Source organism: Clostridium sp. AT4 (genome assembly GCF_001517625.2).
Lineage (GTDB): Bacteria > Bacillota > Clostridia > Lachnospirales > Lachnospiraceae > Enterocloster.
On the sequence record NZ_LN999828.1, the window covers coordinates 1005424 to 1023228 of the forward strand.

Consider the following 17805-nt stretch of genomic DNA (forward strand, 5'->3'; position numbering starts at 1 on the left):
TCCCATTAAATTTTTGTATACTATAAGTAATGTAAGTCAAGACTTAATATAGGAACGAGGAATGGGAGGCTTGTATTTGTGTCTGATGCAGTAAAGAAACAGCAGGGCAGCGCCAGAAAACCGGGGAGGCCCAAGGGAAGTACGACAAAAAAGAACACGGGGACAACTACTGCAAAGAGGCAGAGCAGCACATCCAGAGATAAAAGCCGGCCAAGACGCCCGGCTTATGAGGAAGAAGAGGATATGGGATTTATGAGAGCAGAAGTGATCATCATCTGCTCTTTTGCTGTGGCAATCCTTTTGTTTTTAAGCAATTTCCGCTTATGCGGAGTGTTTGGAGATGTGCTGCGCAGCGTGCAGCTGGGACTTTTTGGCATGATCGGCTATCTTCTTCCTATCATGCTTTTTGTGGGAACCTGTTTTCACCTGTCCAATCAGGGGAATATCCACGCAGCAGTGAAACTGGCTGCAGTCATAGGAGTGTTTTTCACGCTCTGCGGCCTGCTCCAGCTGATGTTTGGAAAGGCGCCTGAGGGCGCTTCCCTGATGGAGTATTATACGGTATCCTCTGTGAATGGAGCAGGAGGCGGGCTGGTCGGCGGAGCATTATCCGGCCTTTTGAGCTTCCTTCTGGGACGGGCCGGAGCATATCTGGTACTGGTGGTGCTCCTTATCATCTGTATGGTATGTATTACGGGAAAATCCTTTGTATCCTTTGTACAGCAGGGAAGTGACCGGGCCTATCAGTATGCAAGGGAGGATATGGACCGCAGGAGAGAACTCCATGCTCAGAGAGCAGAAGAAAGACGTCTTCTTAAGGAGGAGCAGCGTGTCCGCGGTGTGAATCTGGAGGCGACTGCTCTGGGGGGAAGAGGGGATCGGACAGAGGAATTTTATGAGGAAGAAGGCCTTGCAGAGGATGCATTTGAACGGGAATTTGGAGCGGATCCTGTAAGAAAGGGTGAGCCTGCAGAAAATGAGGCGTCTCCAGCAGATGAATTTCGCGGAAGGATCCAGCTTCCCAGAAACTATGACACAGCAGGCACTGTGGGAGCTAGACAGGAAAGGACGGAAGGAGAAGCGGGACGTCTGGCCAGAGAGCTGGAAGACCGTGAGAAAACATCCGAAGCCAGAAGAGAATGCAAAAATGAACCGACGCCTCAGAGCCGGACAGAACAGGGAGACTGCGGGGGAGCAGAGGAAGAAGAGCCGATATATGAAACGATCCGGGTTCAGAGAGACAGGAGAACTCTGGATGAGCTGGATATGGGTGTAGGCGCTCCAAGACCGGTAAGCTTTGAAGAGGATATAAGTGGATTACAGGAAACAGTTTACCGGCAGGAACCTGTATCTGCCCCCGCGCCGGCAAGGGAGCCGGAGAAGCAGGAGAGAGATGAAATGCCGGAGCAAAAGGCTGTACATATTGCTCCCTGGGATACAGAACCTGAAGAGGAAACCATCCATCTGGATGAAGGTTCAGAGGAGCCGGACTGTGACGGAACCTCTCCCTGGGATCCGGATCCAGACAGCAGCCCCACTTCTGCGCCAAAGCCATTCGAAGCGGTACAGCCGTCTATGATGGCCGCTCCCGATACTCTGTATCAGCCGGAAGGCACAAAACGTGTTGTCACTGCCTCCGGAAAGATCATCGAAACGGAAACGGATCTTCTTCAGAAAAAACTGGAAAAGAAACGGGAGGCGGCAGAGGTTCAGGCAGCAGAGGTTTCGGTGGCTCAGGAGATCCATAAAAAGATAGAGGAAAAAAAGGAATATGTATTCCCTCCTACGGATCTGCTGAAAAAGCCTGTGCATAATGCCGCTTTTTCTGAAAATGAATTTAAGGCCACAGCGATCAAGCTTCAGCAGACCCTTCATAATTTCGGTGTAGGCGTTACTGTGACGAATATCAGCTGCGGTCCTTCTGTTACCCGTTATGAACTCCTTCCGGAACAGGGCGTAAAGGTCAGCAAGATCGTTTCTTTGACTGATGATATCAAGCTGAGTCTTGCAGCGGCAGATATCCGGATCGAGGCTCCGATTCCCGGCAAATCCGCAGTGGGGATCGAGGTGCCTAATAAGGAAAATAACATTGTTTATCTGCGTGAGCTTTTTGAATCCGAAGCCTTCCGCCGCCACAAGTCCCGTCTGGCTTTTGCTGTGGGAAAGGATATCGGCGGTCAGGTGGTTGTTACGGATATCGCAAAGATGCCTCATCTTCTGATCGCAGGCGCTACTGGATCCGGTAAGTCCGTCTGTATCAATACATTGATCATGAGTATTATTTACAAGGCGGATCCGGCCGATGTGAAGCTGATCATGGTAGATCCCAAGGTGGTAGAGCTGAGCGTCTACAACGGAATCCCCCATCTGCTGATCCCGGTCGTGACCGATCCGAAGAAAGCATCCGGGGCGTTAAACTGGGCGGTGGCTGAGATGACAGACCGGTATAAGAAGTTTGCCGAGTGCAATGTCCGGGATTTAAAGGGCTACAATGAACGGGTTGCGAAATTAGATGATATCGATGATGACAAAAAGCCAAAGAAGCTGCCCCAGATTGTGATCATTATCGACGAGCTGGCCGATCTTATGATGGTGGCTCCGGGAGAGGTGGAGGATTCCATCTGCCGTCTGGCCCAGCTGGCCCGTGCAGCAGGCATCCATCTGGTAATTGCAACCCAGAGACCGTCCGTCAATGTTATCACCGGACTGATCAAGGCAAACGTGCCTTCCAGAATTGCATTTTCCGTGTCCTCAGGTGTAGATTCCAGAACGATTATCGACATGAACGGTGCAGAAAAGCTCCTTGGAAAGGGCGATATGCTCTTTTATCCCGCAGGTTTTCCAAAACCCCAGCGTGTACAGGGCGCTTTTATATCGGATGAGGAGGTCAGCCGCGTGGTAGAATTTCTTACCGAGCAGGGTATGGTGGCAGAGTACAGCCAGGAAGTGGTAAATAAAGTTGCATCTCCTTCCATGGATGGAGGAAGCTCAGGGGCAGACCGGGATGAACTGTTTGCACAGGCCGGAGCCTTCATTATTGAAAAGGACAAGGCTTCCATCGGTATGCTCCAGCGGGCCTTTAAGATCGGATTTAACCGCGCGGCCCGGATCATGGATCAGCTGGCAGAGGCAGGAGTTGTGGGCGAAGAGGAGGGCACAAAACCCAGAAAGATCCTTATGAGTCCGGAACAGTTTGAGGAAATGATGGAACAGGGGTATTAAAATGCATCAGGAGTCCAAAGGAGAATCCCAATGACTCCGGGCATAAAATATAAATTACCAGGCACCGGCAGGAGAAGGACATAACCTGATCGGGACGCCGAAAAAGAGGAGGATCAGCCAAATGAAATCAGATATTGAGATCGCACAGGAAGCTGCAATGATACCGGTAAAAGAGGTGGCCGCCAGATATGGAATCAAAGAGGACGATCTGGAACTGTATGGAAAATATAAGGCCAAGCTGACCGATGAGCTATGGAATCAGATCAAGGACCGTCCGGATGGTAAACTGGTGCTGGTGACGGCTATCAATCCCACACCGGCAGGAGAGGGAAAGACAACTGTGACAGTAGGCTTGGGAGAAGCATTTGGAAGAATGGGAAAAAATTCCATTATAGCGCTGAGAGAGCCGTCCCTTGGCCCCTGCTTTGGCATCAAGGGAGGAGCTGCTGGAGGCGGCTATGCCCAGGTTGTGCCTATGGAGGATTTAAATCTGCATTTTACAGGTGATTTCCATGCCATTACCTCTGCCAATAACCTTCTGGCAGCTCTTCTTGATAACCATATCCAGCAGGGAAATTCCCTCGGCATTGATCCAAGACAGATTTTATGGAAGCGGTGCGAAGATATGAATGACCGTGCGCTGCGCAATATTGTGATCGGTCTGGGTGCAAAGGCCGACGGCATGGTAAGAGAGGATCATTTTGTCATTACCGTAGCATCCGAGATCATGGCAATCCTCTGTCTGGCCGATGATATGAAGGATTTAAAGGAGCGCCTGTCACGCATTATCGTTGCATATAATTTTGCAGGCGAGCCGGTGACTGCGGGAGATCTTCATGCCACCGGAGCCATGGCGGCTCTTTTAAAGGATGCTTTAAAGCCGAACCTGATCCAGACCTTGGAGCATACAGGCGCGTTGGTTCATGGCGGCCCCTTTGCAAATATCGCACACGGCTGCAACAGTGTAAGAGCCACAAAGACAGCTCTTAAGCTCTGCGATATTGTTGTTACGGAAGCAGGCTTTGGCGCGGATCTGGGCGCTGAGAAGTTTATGGATATCAAGTGCCGCAAAGCAGGCTTAAAGCCGGATGCGGTTGTTTTGGTAGCCACCGTCCGGGCTTTAAAGTATAATGGCGGTGTCCCGAAGGATCAGCTTTCCGTAGAAAATCTGGAAGCTTTAAAGAAGGGCATTGTAAATCTGGAAAAACATATTGAAAACATCCAGAAGTTTGGCGTTCCGGTTATAGTTACCCTTAATTCTTTCATAAGCGATACAGAAGCAGAGTATGCTTATATTAAGCATTTCTGTGAGGAAAGAGGCTGTGAATTTGCTCTGGCTGAGGTCTGGGCAAAAGGCGGCGAGGGCGGGCTTCCCCTGGCAGAAAAGGTATTAAACACATTGGAAAACCGTCCCACTGATTTCCATGTGCTCTATGAGAATGAAGCTTCCTTAAAGGATAAGATCGGAACCATTGCTTCCCAGATATACGGAGCGGACGGCGTGACATACACTCCGGCAGCTTTAAAGGCGTTAAAGCGCATGGAAGAGATGGGCTTTGGAAATCTTCCCGTATGCATGGCAAAAACCCAGTACTCCCTGTCGGATGATCAGACGAAGCTGGGACGGCCTGCAGGCTTCCAGATCAACGTAAGAGACGCCTATGTATGTGCAGGAGCCGGTTTTGTGGTTGTTCTTACAGGTTCCATTATGACCATGCCGGGACTTCCCAAGAAGCCGGCAGCAGAGGGGATTGATGTGAATGAGGAAGGAAAGATCACGGGACTGTTTTAAGTATGAGAGAGGAAATATAGTTTCATGATATTGCAAGACTGGTTAAAAGAACTGGATTATACCCTGATTCAGGGAAATCCTGATACTCAGGTGGAAGAGGTTATTTATGACTCCAGAAAAGCGGGACCGGGCACTGTATTTGTGGCCATGACAGGCACCCGGATCGATGCCCACTGCTTTATCCCTGATGTGTTAAAGGCAGGCACAAGGATCCTTGTGACCGAACGGCCCATTGATATGGAGCTTGAAGCCTGTGAGCTTGATGAAGAGGAGAAGAAAAAGATTACGATCCTGCGGGTAAAGGATTCCCGCAGGGCTCTGGCCCTGCTGTCTGCGGCCCGTTTTGGATATCCTGCAAAGAAGCTTACCCTGATCGGCGTTACAGGCACCAAGGGAAAGACTACCACGACCCATATGATAAAGACTGTGCTGGAAGCGGCAGGAAAGAAGGCCGGTCTGATCGGTACCACAGGTGTTGTCATTGGAGAGCATGTGACTCCTACCATGAACACGACCCCGGAATCTTACGAACTTCACAAAGCCTTTGCTCAGATGGCAGAGGCAGGCTGTGACTATGCGGTTATGGAAGTTTCTTCCCAGGGGGTAAAAATGCACCGGGTAGACGGTATCCTGTTTGACTACGGTATTTTTACTAATATTTCCCCAGACCATATCGGGCCGGATGAGCATAAGGATTTTGAGGAGTATCTGTATTATAAAACACGTCTCCTTGACAGCTGCCGCATTGGCCTTTTAAACGGGGCAGACCCTCATGCAGAGGCCATAAAGAAGGAAGTTTCTTGTAAGCTTTATACCTACAATGCAGGAAAGGAAAGTAAAGTGCCGGATGACTTTATGGCAGAGAATATCCGGTATCTGGCAGAGCCGGACTTTGTGGGAACGCAGTTTCATGTTTCCGGCAGATGTGAGATGGAGATCCGCCTTGGCATACCGGGACTTTTTAATGTGGAAAATGCCATGGCTGCAGTCAGCCTGTGCAGCTTATTGGGGCTGGATCCTCAAACGGTCAGCCATGCACTGGAGCATATTCGGGTAAACGGACGCATGGAAATCGTACATACATCCTCCCACTGTACCGTGCTGGTTGACTATGCCCACAATGCAGTGAGCATGGAAAGCCTGCTTAAGACATTGCGGGATTACAGCCCCAAACGTCTGGTGTGTGTATTTGGCTGCGGTGGAAACCGTTCTAAGGACCGCCGTTATTCTATGGGAGAGATTGGCGGAAGGCTGGCAGATTTGTGCATCCTCACAGCGGATAATTCCAGATATGAAAAAGTGGAGGATATTCTGGCGGATATCCGGGGAAGTATTGAAAAAACAGGCGGAGCCTTTATGGAGATACCGGACCGCAGGGAAGCCATCCGATACAGTGTTTTCCATGCAGAGCCGGGAGATATGATCGCGGTGATTGGAAAAGGCCATGAGGATTATCAGGAGATCAATGGTGTCCGCCATCATTTTCTGGATCGGGAAGTGATTGAAGAAGCAGTAAGGGAACTGAGAGAGAAGGAACAGGGATGAGAGAGATAACAGCGAAACAGGCAGCCAGAGCCGCCGGAGGCAGGGTGATTTTCGGTGATCCGGAAAAAAAGATCTGCCACATCAGCCTGGATTCCAGAAAAATGGAGGGAAGGGATCTGTTTGTTCCTATCGTCGGAGAACGGGTAGACGCACACCGGTTTATCTGTCAGGCAATAAGCGCTGGGGCAGAAACGGTGTTCACCAGTTGTCATCACAGTGAAAAAGAGGTAAGAGAGGCCATTGAAAGCCAGTGCAGGGAGCATCCTGAATGGAGCGGACAGGCTCTTTTAAGCACCTGGATCTGTGTAGAGGATACAAAAGCGGCTCTTCAGGCGTTGGGAGCCTGGTGCCGCAGCCAGGCGCAGATTCCTCTGGTAGGGATTACGGGCAGTGTGGGAAAGACGACCACCCGTGAGATGGTAGCCTGTGCCTTGAGCGCCGGTTATAGGGTTTATAAGACGCCGGGAAACAGCAACAGCCAGGTGGGTGTCCCCATCACTGTTTTTAATATACCAAAGGAAGCGCAGATCGGCGTTATTGAACTTGGCATGAGCGAACCCGGAGAGATGACAAAGATTGCCCAGGTAGCACAGACGGACTGTGCAGTGATGACCAATATCGGAGTGGCTCATATCGAACAGCTTGGCTCTAAGGAAAATATTTTAAAAGAGAAGCTCCATATCCAGGATGGAATGGCAGAGGATGGTGTTCTTTTCCTCAATGGCGACGATCCTCTCCTGCGAGCGGTAATGCCGGACCAGGGACGCAGCCGGATCCTCTATGGCCTGTGGGAAGGCTGCGACTGCCGGGGAGAGAACCTTCATCTGGAAAATGGCTTTCCTGTCTTTACCGCAATCTGCAAAGAAGAGCGGGTACAGGTACACCTTAATGTAATGGGAAATCACATGGTAAGCAATGCCCTGGCAGCCCTGGCAGTGGCTTCCCGGTATGGAATACCGTTACAGAAGGCTGCTGCTGCCTTAGAACAGTTTGATGGTTTTAAGGGACGCCAGCAGATCATTAAGGAAAAAGGCGTCACCATCATAGATGACAGCTACAATGCAAGCCCCGTTTCCATGAAGGCAGGCATTGAGGTGCTTTCCTCCATGGCAGGAGTGAAGCGCCGCATTGCGGTTCTGGCGGATATGAAGGAGCTTGGGCCGGATACCATAACGTACCACAGGGAGGTAGGTGCCTTTTTAAAACATCAGCCAATTGACCAGCTGGTGCTTATGGGAGAACTGGCATGGGAGATTGAAACGGGTCTTAAAATGGATGGAGGAAAAATCTCATGCGTAAAAACCTCCACTTTGGAGGAAACTGAAACATGGCTGGCAGAAGCAGTAAGAGAAGGCGACTGCCTGCTGTTTAAGGGTTCAAACAGCATGGGGCTTTCTAAAGCCGTGAGCTTTATGAGAGAAAAACTCACGAATTAAAATGATTATCTGGAGGAAAAAACACATGGAATTAACGAAAGAAACCTGCCGTCAGACGGCAGAGGAGCTGCTGCACTTTCTGGAGAAAAGCCCCAGCAGCTTTCACGCTATTGCCAATATAACGAATATGCTGGAAGCAGCAGGCTTTGAGGAAATCCGTGAGGAGGAAAACTGGAAGCTTTTACCGGGCGGCTCTTACTATGTGACCCGCAATCAGTCTTCTGTCATTGCATTTAAGGTGCCGGGAGCAGATTTTACAGGCTTTCAGATCATGGCAAGCCACAGCGATTCCCCTTCTTTTAAGATTAAGGAGAATCCGGAGATGGAGGCAGAGGGCCATTTTATCAAATTAAACGTAGAAAAGTACGGCGGCATGATCATGTCTCCCTGGTTTGACCGTCCTTTATCCATTGCGGGCCGCCTGGTTGTAGAAGAGGATGGAAGACTGGTATCAAAGTTAGTGAATATAGACCGTGATCTGGTGATGATCCCTAATTTGGCTATTCATATGAACCGACAGGTCAATGACGTTTACAAGTATAATGCACAGAAGGATACGCTTCCTATTTTTGGAAGTCTGGAAGCAAAGGGAAGCTTTATGACCCTGATGGCAGAAGCAGCAGGCGTAAAGGCAGAGGATATCCTGGGCCATGACCTGTTCCTTTACAGCCGCGACAAGGGAACCATCTGGGGAGCTGATGAGGCTTACCTTTCCTGCGGACGTCTGGATGATCTGCAGTGTGCTTTTTCTTCCATTAAGGGCCTGCTGGCAGGAGGACATCCTTCCTGCGTATCCGTTGCAGCCGTATTTGACAATGAGGAAGTGGGAAGCGGCACTAAACAGGGTGCAGATTCCACCTTCTTAGAGGATACCCTGCGCCGGATCAACCGCAGTCTGGGACGCAGCGAGGATCAATATCTGATGGCTCTGGCCTCCAGCTTTATGGTATCTGCCGACAATGCTCATGCGGTTCATCCAAATTACGGAGAATTTGCAGATCCGACCAACCGTCCTGCCATGAACGAGGGGATTGTAATCAAGTACAACGCCAACCAGAAGTATACTACAGATGCAGTATCCGCAGCTGTTTTCCGGGCAATCTGCAAAAAGGCCGGCGTTCCCTGCCAGACCTTTGCCAACCGTTCCGATATGGCGGGAGGCTCTACTCTGGGAAATATTTCCAATGCTCATGTAGCTCTCAATACAGTGGATATCGGCCTGCCCCAGCTGGCGATGCATTCCCCTTATGAGACAGCCGGCGTAAAGGATACCTGTTATCTGATCCAGGCAGCAAAGACGTTCTTTAATACCTGTTTAAAAGCAGAGGGAAAAGGCTGCTACCGCGTGGAGCAGGAATAAGATCATAAGGGGGAAAACACCCTGATATACACGGCCTCTGGCTTTGCACCATAAAGCCCAGAGGCCGGAGTGCGTCCGGACAAAGACAGTCAGCCGGATAGAGGTATATTAATAAACGGAAAGGGGAGATTAGAAGAAACCATGCAGAGAGACCTTACAGAGGGAAGCATTACAGGCACTATGCTGCGCTTTGCCCTTCCGATGATACTGGGAAATCTTTTACAGCAGTGCTACAATGTGGCAGATACGCTGATCGTAGGCCGCTTTCTGGGGGCGGATGCCCTGGCAGCCGTAGGCTCGGCCTATACCCTTATGACATTTCTTACCTCTATTCTTCTGGGACTGTGTATGGGAAGCGGGGCTGTCTTTTCCCTGCGCTTTGGGGAGAAAAGCAGCGCCCGTTTAAAAATAAGCATCTATGTATCCTTTGTAATGATTGCTGCGGTGGCTTTGGCCGTCAACCTGGCGGTGGTGGTGTTTACCGATCCCATTATGAGCCTTCTGTGTGTACCGGAAGAGATTTACGGGATGATGCGGGAATATCTGAGAGTGATCTTTTCAGGTATCCTGGCAGTTTTTCTGTATAATTTTTACGCCTCTCTTCTGCGGGCTGTGGGAAATTCTCTGGTGCCGTTGATTTTTCTGGGAATTTCAGCCGTTTTAAATATCATACTGGATCTGGTATTTGTCCTGGTGCTTCACCGGGGCGTAGCGGGAGCGGCAGAGGCCACGGTTATTTCCCAGTTTGTTTCCGGTATTGGAATCGGTATTTATACGCTTGTAAAAATGCCTGAGTTCCGGGTGGAGCGGGAACATATGAAGATAGAGCGCCAGGTTTTAGGAGAAATTTCCCAGTTTTCCTTTCTTACCTGTATCCAGCAGTCTGTGATGAATTTTGGCATCCTTATGGTACAGGGACTGGTAAACAGCTTCGGAACGGTGGTGATGGCTGCCTTTGCCGCAGCGGTAAAGATCGATTCCTTTGCCTATATGCCGGTTCAGGACTTTGGAAATGCATTTTCCACCTTTATTGCTCAGAATTACGGAGCAGGAAAAAAAGACAGGATCCGTGCAGGAATCCGTTCTGCTGTGACGGTTTCCGTTCTGTTTTGCCTGTTTATCTCCTTTGTGGTATGCGTATTTGCAAAGCCGCTCCTTCTGATTTTTGTCCAGCCCCATGAAACAGAGATCCTTAAGGTGGGGATGAGTTATCTTCGGATTGAGGGTGCGTTTTACTGTGGGATCGGCTGTCTGTTTTTGCTCTATGGCCTTTACCGGGCAGTGAGAAGACCGGGAATGTCCGTGGTCCTGACTGTGATCTCCCTGGGCACCCGGGTGATTTTAGCCTATGTCCTGTCCGCCGTTCCGTCTATTGGGGTAACCGGGATCTGGGCAGCTGTGCCCATTGGCTGGTTTTTAGCCGATCTGGCAGGCTTTGTCTATTATAAAAGAAAGTTGGATGAGATTTGACCGGATTATATGCCAATGTAATTATTGATATTTCCCATGAAAGCGTGGATAAGATCTTTCAGTACCGGGTTCCTGAGAAGCTGAGAGGAACTCTTAAGGCAGGCCAGCAGGTTTACATTCCCTTTGGAGCGGGAAGCCGCAGGAGAAAGGGATATGTGGTGGAGCTTACGGATGAGCCGGAATACGATGTGGCAAAATTAAAGGAAATAGAAGGGATTGTAGAGCACAGCGTTACAGCCCAGTCACAGCTGATCTGGCTGGCCTGGTGGATGAAGGAGCGCTACGGCTCTACCATGAACCAGGCGTTAAAGACGGTCCTTCCTGTGAAGCAGAAGATAAAGGAAGCTCCCAAACGGCAGATCCGGCTCATTGGCGAAAAAGAAGCCTTCCGGGAGGCGGTGGATCTGGCAGAGCGCAGAGGCTATAAGGCCAGGCTGCGCCTGTTTTGCCTGTTAAAAGAGAAAAATCCCGTTTCCTACGATCAGGCCATGAACCGTCTGAACCTGACCCCGGCGGTCCTTAAGCCTTTGGAGGAAGCGGGGCTGATCCGGGTAGAAATCGTAGAAAAATACAGAAATCCCCTTCTTGAGATGAAGCGGCTTCTCACAGGGGAAACGGGAAGGGCTTCTGCCATGGATTTTTCCGAAAGCAGTCCGATTCCCGTCTTAAATGAGGAGCAGCAGGCTGCCGCAGACCGCATCTGCCGGGAGTATGACAGAGGGATCCGCGCCACATATCTGCTCCATGGGATCACAGGCAGCGGAAAAACAGAGGTTTATATGGAGCTGATCCGCCATGTGGTGGAGAAAAAAAAGCAGGTAATCCTTTTGATCCCGGAAATTTCCCTTACCTGGCAGACGGTCATGCGATTTTATAAACGTTTCGGGAACCGGGTTTCCCTGCTTCACTCCAGAATGTCCCCAGGGGAGCGCTATGACCAGTATGAACGGGCAAGAACCGGGGATATCGATATTATGATCGGGCCCCGTTCTGCCCTGTTTGCCCCCTTTGAACGGCTGGGGCTGATCATTATTGATGAGGAGCATGAAAATGCCTATCAGAGCGAGCTGTCCCCCCGCTATGATGCCAGGGAGACGGCAAGGGAGAGGGTCAGGATCAATCAGGCCAGCCTGATCCTGGGCTCTGCCACGCCTTCTCTGGAATCCTACACAAAGGCGGTTCTGGGAGAATATACCCTTCTTAAGCTCACAAGACGGGCAAAGGCCAGCGCGGCACTGCCTCAGGCGGAGATCGTAGATCTGAGAGAGGAATTAAAGGCGGGAAACCGTTCTATTTTCAGCCGCAGGCTGAAGGAACTGATGGAGGACCGGCTGAAAAAAGGGGAGCAGACCATGCTTTTTATCAACCGCCGCGGCTATGCAAATTTTGTATCCTGCCGTTCCTGCGGGGAGGCAATCCGCTGTCCCCACTGTGATGTGACCCTGACGCTTCATAAAGACGGCCGTCTGATGTGCCATTACTGCGGTCATACGGTGATGCAGCCAAAGCTCTGCCCCTCCTGCGGTTCCCCCTATATTGCGCCCTTTGGAACGGGAACCCAGAAGATTGAGGAAATGGCAGTAAAAATGTTTCCTCAGGCAAGGATTCTCAGGATGGATCTGGATACCACCTCAAAAAAGGGAGGCCATCAGGAAATCCTTTCTGCCTTTGCAAGAGGAGAGGCCGATATCCTGATCGGAACCCAGATGATCGTAAAGGGACACGATTTTCCAAAGGTCACTCTGGTCGGGGCTCTGGCGGCCGATCTCTCCCTCTATGCTCCGGATTACCGCTGCGGGGAGGAAACCTTTGATCTTTTAACCCAGGCAGCAGGAAGGGCCGGAAGGAGCCATATTCCGGGGAATATGGTGATCCAGACCTATCAGCCGGATCATTACAGCATACAGACGGCAGCCAGCCAGGACTATGAAAGCTTTTACAGCCAGGAGATGAATTTCAGGCGGCTTCTGGGATATCCTCCCGCAGTGGGGCTGTTAACGCTCACTCTGTCCGACGGCAGTGAGGAGCGCCTTGAAAAGGCCGCAGAGGAACTGGAGAAGATGACAGCCCGTTTTCCGGAGTATTTTCCGAGAAAAAAGCTTTCCTGCATTGGCCCTGTGAATGCCCCGGTGTACAAAGTTAATGATATTTACAGAAAAATTTTATATATTAAGAATGAAAACTATGATATACTGATACAGATCAGAAAAATGGCGGAGGCCTGCTTGGATGGCATGGAAGGGATTTCCCTCCAGTCCGATCTGGCTTTATAGGCCAAACAGCAGAAAAGGGGTTTGTATATCCGCCGTTTATGGTTTGAATATGAAAAAGGAGAGATAATAAAATGGCAGTCCGTCAGATTCGTGTAATTGGAGATGAAGTTTTAAATAAAAAATGCAAGCCAGTAAAGGAGATGACTCCCCGTACGGCAGAGCTGATCGAAGATATGTTTGAGACCATGTATGAGGCAAACGGCGTAGGCCTTGCAGCTCCCCAGGTGGGCGTTTTAAAGAAAATCGTGGTAATTGACGTAGAGGACGGCAATCAGTATGTGCTGATCAACCCGGAAATTGTGGAGCAGCAGGGCGCCCAGACCGGATACGAGGGCTGCTTAAGCGTTCCCGGCAAGACCGGCATCGTAACCCGTCCGGATTATGTAAAGGTAAGAGCGCTGAATGAAAACATGGAGGAGTATGAGTTAGAGGGACAGGATCTTTTAGCCAGAGCCATCTGTCATGAGTGCGCACACCTGGATGGCCAGCTCTATGTAGAGCTGGTCGAAGGCGAGCTGCTGGATACAGAGGCTGAAGAAGAGGAAGAGGAGATGTAAGATGCGTATCGTATTTATGGGGACGCCGGATTTTTCCGTTCCGGCATTAAATGCCCTGGTGGATGCCGGCCACGAGGTAGCTGCGGTAGTGACCCAGCCGGATCGTCCAAAGGGCAGAGGAAAAGATGTACAGATGACGCCGGTGAAGCTTCAGGCGTTAGAGTACGGCATTCCGGTCTATCAGCCGGAAAAGGTAAAGGATCCGGCTTTTGTGGAGATTTTAAAGGAGCTTCATCCGGAGGCGATCGTAGTAATCGCCTTCGGACAGATCCTCTCAAAGGCCATTCTGGATATTCCGCCCTATGGCTGCGTCAATATCCATGCCTCCCTGCTTCCAAAGTACCGGGGAGCAGCTCCCATCCAGTGGGCGGTGATCGACGGAGAGAAGGAAACCGGCGTTACCACCATGATGATGGATGTGGGACTGGATACGGGAGACATGCTGGAAAAGACGGTGATCCCTCTGGATCCGAAGGAAACCGGAGGAAGCCTGTTTGAAAAACTCAGCCAGGCAGGGGGAAAGCTGATTCTTTCCACCCTTGATAAGCTTGAGAAGGGCACCGCAGTAAGGACGCCTCAGAAGGACGAGGATTCTACCTATGCAAAGATGCTTACAAAGTCTCTGGGACGCATTGACTGGTCTATGGAGGCAGAGGCCATTGAACGCCTGATCCGCGGTTTAAATCCCTGGCCCAGCGCCTATACCTCCCTTCATGGAAAGACCTTAAAGCTCTGGGATGGGGATGTTTTGAAGGAAACGACGGATGCCAGACCGGGACAGGTAGTCCTTTGTGATCCCCGCCGTCTGGTAGTGGCTGCAGGAGAAGGGCTGTTATCCATCCGCCAGCTTCAGCTGGAAGGAAAGAAGCGGATGGATGTGGAAACCTTCCTCAGAGGCTATTCCGTAAAAGAGGGAGAAATACTGGGAGAGTAAGTTTCCCGCAATCATGCTGTTACGTTAGAAAGAGAGTGAATCTATATGTTTTATATGCCCTATTTTGACCCTACCTACGTTCTGATCCTCATCGGAATGGTGCTGTCTTTAATGGCTTCTGCAAAACTGAACGCTACCTACAGCACCTATGCCCGTGTGGGAAGCCGCTGCGGGCTTACGGGAGCAGAGGCGGCAGAGCGGCTGCTCCGTTCCCAGGGGATCTATGATGTGGCAGTGCGCCGTGTATCCGGTCACCTTACAGATCACTATGACCCCCGCACCAAAACAGTAAACCTGTCGGATGCGGTATACGGAGCCACCTCCATTGCAGCCATCGGTGTGGCGGCCCATGAGTGCGGCCATGCCATGCAGGATGCAGGAGAGTACGTTCCCCTGCGGTTAAGAGCTGCATTGGTGCCGGTAGCCAACTTCGGCGCCCAGATCTCCTGGCCCCTGATCCTCATCGGCTTCTTTATAGGCGGAGGCTTTCTGGTTGATATAGGGATCCTGCTTTTTTCAGCCTCCGTGCTTTTCCAGCTTGTGACCCTGCCGGTAGAATATAATGCTTCCCACCGTGCAGTAAAGCTTCTGGATTCCATTGGGATTCTTCGGGATCAGGAAGTGGGGCAGGCAAGAAAGGTATTAGGCGCAGCTGCCTTAACCTATGTAGCTGCTGCAGCAGCTTCCGTCCTCCAGCTCCTTCGTCTGCTTCTTTTATTCGGAAACAGAGACAGGGATAATTAACAGGAGGGATTTATGGCAAAACAGACAGACAGGGGTCTGGAAAACAGGGAAATAATCCTTGGGGTGTTGACGGAGGTGCTCGAAAAGGGCAGCTTCGTCCATCTTGTTTTAAACCAGGCTCTTTATAAATATCAATATCTGGATAAGGCAGACAGAGCCTTTATCACCCGTGTCACAGAAGGGACACTGGAGTATATGCTTCAGCTGGACGGGGTGATCAACCGGTATTCAAAGACAAAGACGAACAAGATGAAGCCACTGATCCGGAACCTTTTAAGAATGAGCGTCTATCAGCTTCTCTATATGGACCGGGTGCCTGACAGCGCTGTGTGCAATGAAGCGGTAAAGCTGGCAGTGAAGCATCGGTTTCAGGGTTTAAAGGGCTTTGTAAACGGAGTGCTGCGTACCATTTCCAGAGAAAAGGAACACATTTCCTTTGAGAATCCAGCCATGCGTTTCAGTGTTCCAGACTGGATGTATGATAAATGGGTCAGAGACTGGGGAGAAGAGAGGGCCGAGATCATTGCCGCATCCTTTTTAGAGCCCCGTCCTACCTGGGTTCGATGCAATGAAAGTACCGTACCGGTATCTCAGATATTAAAATCTCTTCAGGAAGAGGGAGCCGGTGCAGAGTGTATGGAAGGCTTTGATTCCATGATCGCCCTGCGGGGCTATGACTATCTGGAAGGGCTGACTGCATTCTTGGAGGGCTGGATCCAGGTTCAGGATATCAGCTCCAGCCTGGTAGGACAGCTGGCTGCTCCAAAAAAGGGTGATATCATCATTGATGTATGCGCTGCTCCTGGAGGAAAGAGCCTTCATCTGGCAGATCAGCTAAAACGGACCGGCCTGGTAGAAGCCAGGGATTTAACAGAACAGAAGGTTTCCCTTATTGAGGACAATATTGCCCGCTGCGGTCTGACAAATATTCAGACAAAGGTATGGGACGCCACTGTGTTTGACCCGTCCAGTGAGGAAAAGGCAGATATCGTGATCGCAGATCTTCCCTGTTCCGGCATGGGAATTATTGGGAGAAAGCCGGATATCAAGTACCACATGACAGAAGAAAGTCTGAAAGCTTTGGAAGAATTGCAGCGCCAGATCTTATCCGTTGTATGGCGGTATGTAAAGCCCGGCGGAACACTGATTTATAGTACCTGCACCATCAATAAGGGAGAAAATGAGAAAAATGCTTCCTGGATTCGCGGGAATCTTCCCTTTGAGCCTGTGGATATAAGAGGAAAGCTCCCGGAGGGATGGGAAGCAGCCTCTTCTGCTTCTTTACAGGAGGGACAGATCCAGATCCTGCCGGGGATTGGCCCATGGAAGGAATTTGACGGCTTTTTTATCAGCGTTTTTAAGCGCCGGGGATAAAAAGACCGGTTTATTTTAAAGTACAGGAGTTTTTTATGTTAGATTTAACAGACCGCAATGGTAAAAAAGATATCAAATCCATGACCCTGGAGGAAGTAACCGCAGAGCTTGGCACATTGGGAGAAAAGCCCTTTCGGGCAAAGCAGCTCTACGACTGGCTCCATGTAAAGCTGGTTACAGACTTTGATCAGATGAGTACTCTCTCAAAGAGCCTTCGGGAAAGGCTTAAAGAGCATTACAGCGTTACGGCATTAAAGGTTGTAGGAGAACGGATTTCGGCTGTGGACGGTACCAGAAAGTACCTCTTTGGACTGGAAGATGGGAATGTGATCGAGAGTGTGTGGATGAAGTACCATCACGGCAATTCCGTATGCATTTCCTCCCAGGTGGGCTGCCGTATGGGCTGCCGCTTTTGCGCCTCCACCCTGGACGGTCTGGAGCGGAACCTGCGGGCCTCAGAAATGCTGGATCAGATTTATCGGATCCAGACCATTACAGGAGAGCGGGTATCCAATGTGGTGATCATGGGTTCCGGAGAACCCATGGACAACTATGATAACGTGATCCGTTTCCTGCGCCTGATCTCCCATGAGAAGGGGCTTAACATCAGCCAGAGAAATCTGACGGTATCCACCTGCGGCATTGTGCCGGGAATCTTAAAATTTGCTAAAGAGGGGCTTCAGGTCACATTAGCCTTGTCTCTGCACGCCCCCAATGACGAGGTGCGAAAAACCTTGATGCCGGTGGCAAACAGCTACCGTCTGGAAGATATTTTAGATGCCTGCCATACATATTTTGAAGCAACCGGCAGACGGCTGACCTTTGAATACAGCCTGGTAAAAGGGGTAAATGATAATTTAAAGGAGGCCGCAGCCCTTACGAAACTGATAAAGGATCAGCATGGCCATGTAAATCTGATCCCGGTTAATCCCATCAAGGAACGGGATTACGTTCAGTCCGACCGCAGGGCCATTGAGGCGTTTCGGAACTATCTGGAAGACCACGGCATCAATGCCACGATCCGCCGGGAGATGGGGCGGGATATCGGCGGAGCCTGCGGGCAGCTAAGAAAGAGTTATATAGAAGGAGGGGGATGAC

General features: G+C 50.4%; 12 protein-coding genes. All 12 read left to right on the top strand.

Features of this window, described 5'->3' with window-relative positions; all coding sequences use genetic code 11:
* Positions 1–243: 243 nt before the first annotated feature.
* The 12 genes from BN3656_RS10895 (at position 244) to rlmN (ending at position 17804) form a co-directional block, all read left to right on the top strand.
* Positions 244–3222 (top strand): DNA translocase FtsK 4TM domain-containing protein, encoded by a 2979-nt coding sequence (locus tag BN3656_RS10895; RefSeq protein WP_347461180.1) that lies wholly within the window; start codon positions 244–246, stop codon positions 3220–3222.
* Between the two features lie 121 nt (positions 3223–3343).
* Positions 3344–5014: a formate--tetrahydrofolate ligase gene (locus tag BN3656_RS10900; protein WP_066547906.1), complete on the top strand. Its 1671-nt coding sequence runs from the start codon at positions 3344–3346 to the stop codon at positions 5012–5014.
* Between the two features lie 24 nt (positions 5015–5038).
* Positions 5039–6559, top strand: a complete 1521-nt coding sequence (locus BN3656_RS10905) for a UDP-N-acetylmuramoyl-L-alanyl-D-glutamate--2,6-diaminopimelate ligase (protein ID WP_066547908.1) — start codon at positions 5039–5041, stop codon at positions 6557–6559.
* A complete protein-coding gene (murF, locus tag BN3656_RS10910; RefSeq protein WP_066547910.1) occupies positions 6556–7995 on the top strand; it encodes a UDP-N-acetylmuramoyl-tripeptide--D-alanyl-D-alanine ligase in 1440 nt (479 codons plus the stop codon). Before BN3656_RS10905 ends, murF begins: the two co-directional genes overlap by 4 nt.
* Before the next feature lie 25 nt (positions 7996–8020).
* Positions 8021–9355 (top strand): M18 family aminopeptidase, encoded by a 1335-nt coding sequence (locus BN3656_RS10915; RefSeq protein WP_066547912.1) that lies wholly within the window; start codon positions 8021–8023, stop codon positions 9353–9355.
* A 141-nt stretch (positions 9356–9496) separates the two neighbouring features.
* Positions 9497–10825, top strand: a complete 1329-nt coding sequence (locus BN3656_RS10920; protein WP_066547916.1) for an MATE family efflux transporter — start codon at positions 9497–9499, stop codon at positions 10823–10825.
* Positions 10822–13098 carry a primosomal protein N' gene (priA, locus tag BN3656_RS10925; protein ID WP_066547918.1) on the top strand — a complete coding sequence of 759 codons (2277 nt, stop codon included), beginning with the start codon at positions 10822–10824 and terminating at the stop codon, positions 13096–13098. Before BN3656_RS10920 ends, priA begins: the two co-directional genes overlap by 4 nt.
* Positions 13099–13169: 71 nt before the next feature.
* Positions 13170–13655, top strand: a complete 486-nt coding sequence (def, locus tag BN3656_RS10930; RefSeq protein ID WP_066547920.1) for a peptide deformylase — start codon at positions 13170–13172, stop codon at positions 13653–13655.
* A gap of 1 nt (position 13656) precedes the next feature.
* Entirely contained in the window at positions 13657–14589 is a 933-nt protein-coding gene (gene fmt / locus BN3656_RS10935; protein WP_066547922.1) for a methionyl-tRNA formyltransferase, read from the top strand.
* A gap of 45 nt (positions 14590–14634) precedes the next feature.
* Complete coding sequence (locus BN3656_RS10940) at positions 14635–15333, top strand: zinc metallopeptidase (protein ID WP_066547932.1); 699 nt, start codon at positions 14635–14637, stop codon at positions 15331–15333.
* A 12-nt stretch (positions 15334–15345) separates the two neighbouring features.
* The gene (rsmB, locus tag BN3656_RS10945; protein ID WP_066547934.1) at positions 15346–16707 is read left to right on the top strand and encodes a 16S rRNA (cytosine(967)-C(5))-methyltransferase RsmB; all 1362 of its coding nucleotides are present in this window, start codon (positions 15346–15348) and stop codon (positions 16705–16707) included.
* 35 nt (positions 16708–16742) lie between these two features.
* A complete protein-coding gene (gene rlmN, locus BN3656_RS10950) occupies positions 16743–17804 on the top strand; it encodes a 23S rRNA (adenine(2503)-C(2))-methyltransferase RlmN (RefSeq protein ID WP_066547937.1) in 1062 nt (353 codons plus the stop codon).
* The last annotated feature ends 1 nt before the right edge of the window (position 17805 follow it).

Excerpts from the sequence above, each read along its gene's own strand:
- BN3656_RS10895 (WP_347461180.1), top strand. The coding sequence starts at position 244 with ATGGGATTTATGAGAGCAGAAGTGATCATCATCTGCTCTTTTGCTGTG.
- BN3656_RS10900 (WP_066547906.1), top strand. The coding sequence starts at position 3,344 with ATGAAATCAGATATTGAGATCGCACAGGAAGCTGCAATGATACCGGTA.
- BN3656_RS10905 (WP_066547908.1), top strand. The coding sequence starts at position 5,039 with ATGATATTGCAAGACTGGTTAAAAGAACTGGATTATACCCTGATTCAG.
- murF (WP_066547910.1), top strand. The coding sequence starts at position 6,556 with ATGAGAGAGATAACAGCGAAACAGGCAGCCAGAGCCGCCGGAGGCAGG.
- BN3656_RS10915 (WP_066547912.1), top strand. The coding sequence starts at position 8,021 with ATGGAATTAACGAAAGAAACCTGCCGTCAGACGGCAGAGGAGCTGCTG.
- BN3656_RS10920 (WP_066547916.1), top strand. The coding sequence starts at position 9,497 with ATGCAGAGAGACCTTACAGAGGGAAGCATTACAGGCACTATGCTGCGC.
- def (WP_066547920.1), top strand. The coding sequence starts at position 13,170 with ATGGCAGTCCGTCAGATTCGTGTAATTGGAGATGAAGTTTTAAATAAA.
- fmt (WP_066547922.1), top strand. The coding sequence starts at position 13,657 with ATGCGTATCGTATTTATGGGGACGCCGGATTTTTCCGTTCCGGCATTA.
- BN3656_RS10940 (WP_066547932.1), top strand. The coding sequence starts at position 14,635 with ATGTTTTATATGCCCTATTTTGACCCTACCTACGTTCTGATCCTCATC.
- rsmB (WP_066547934.1), top strand. The coding sequence starts at position 15,346 with ATGGCAAAACAGACAGACAGGGGTCTGGAAAACAGGGAAATAATCCTT.
- rlmN (WP_066547937.1), top strand. The coding sequence starts at position 16,743 with ATGTTAGATTTAACAGACCGCAATGGTAAAAAAGATATCAAATCCATG.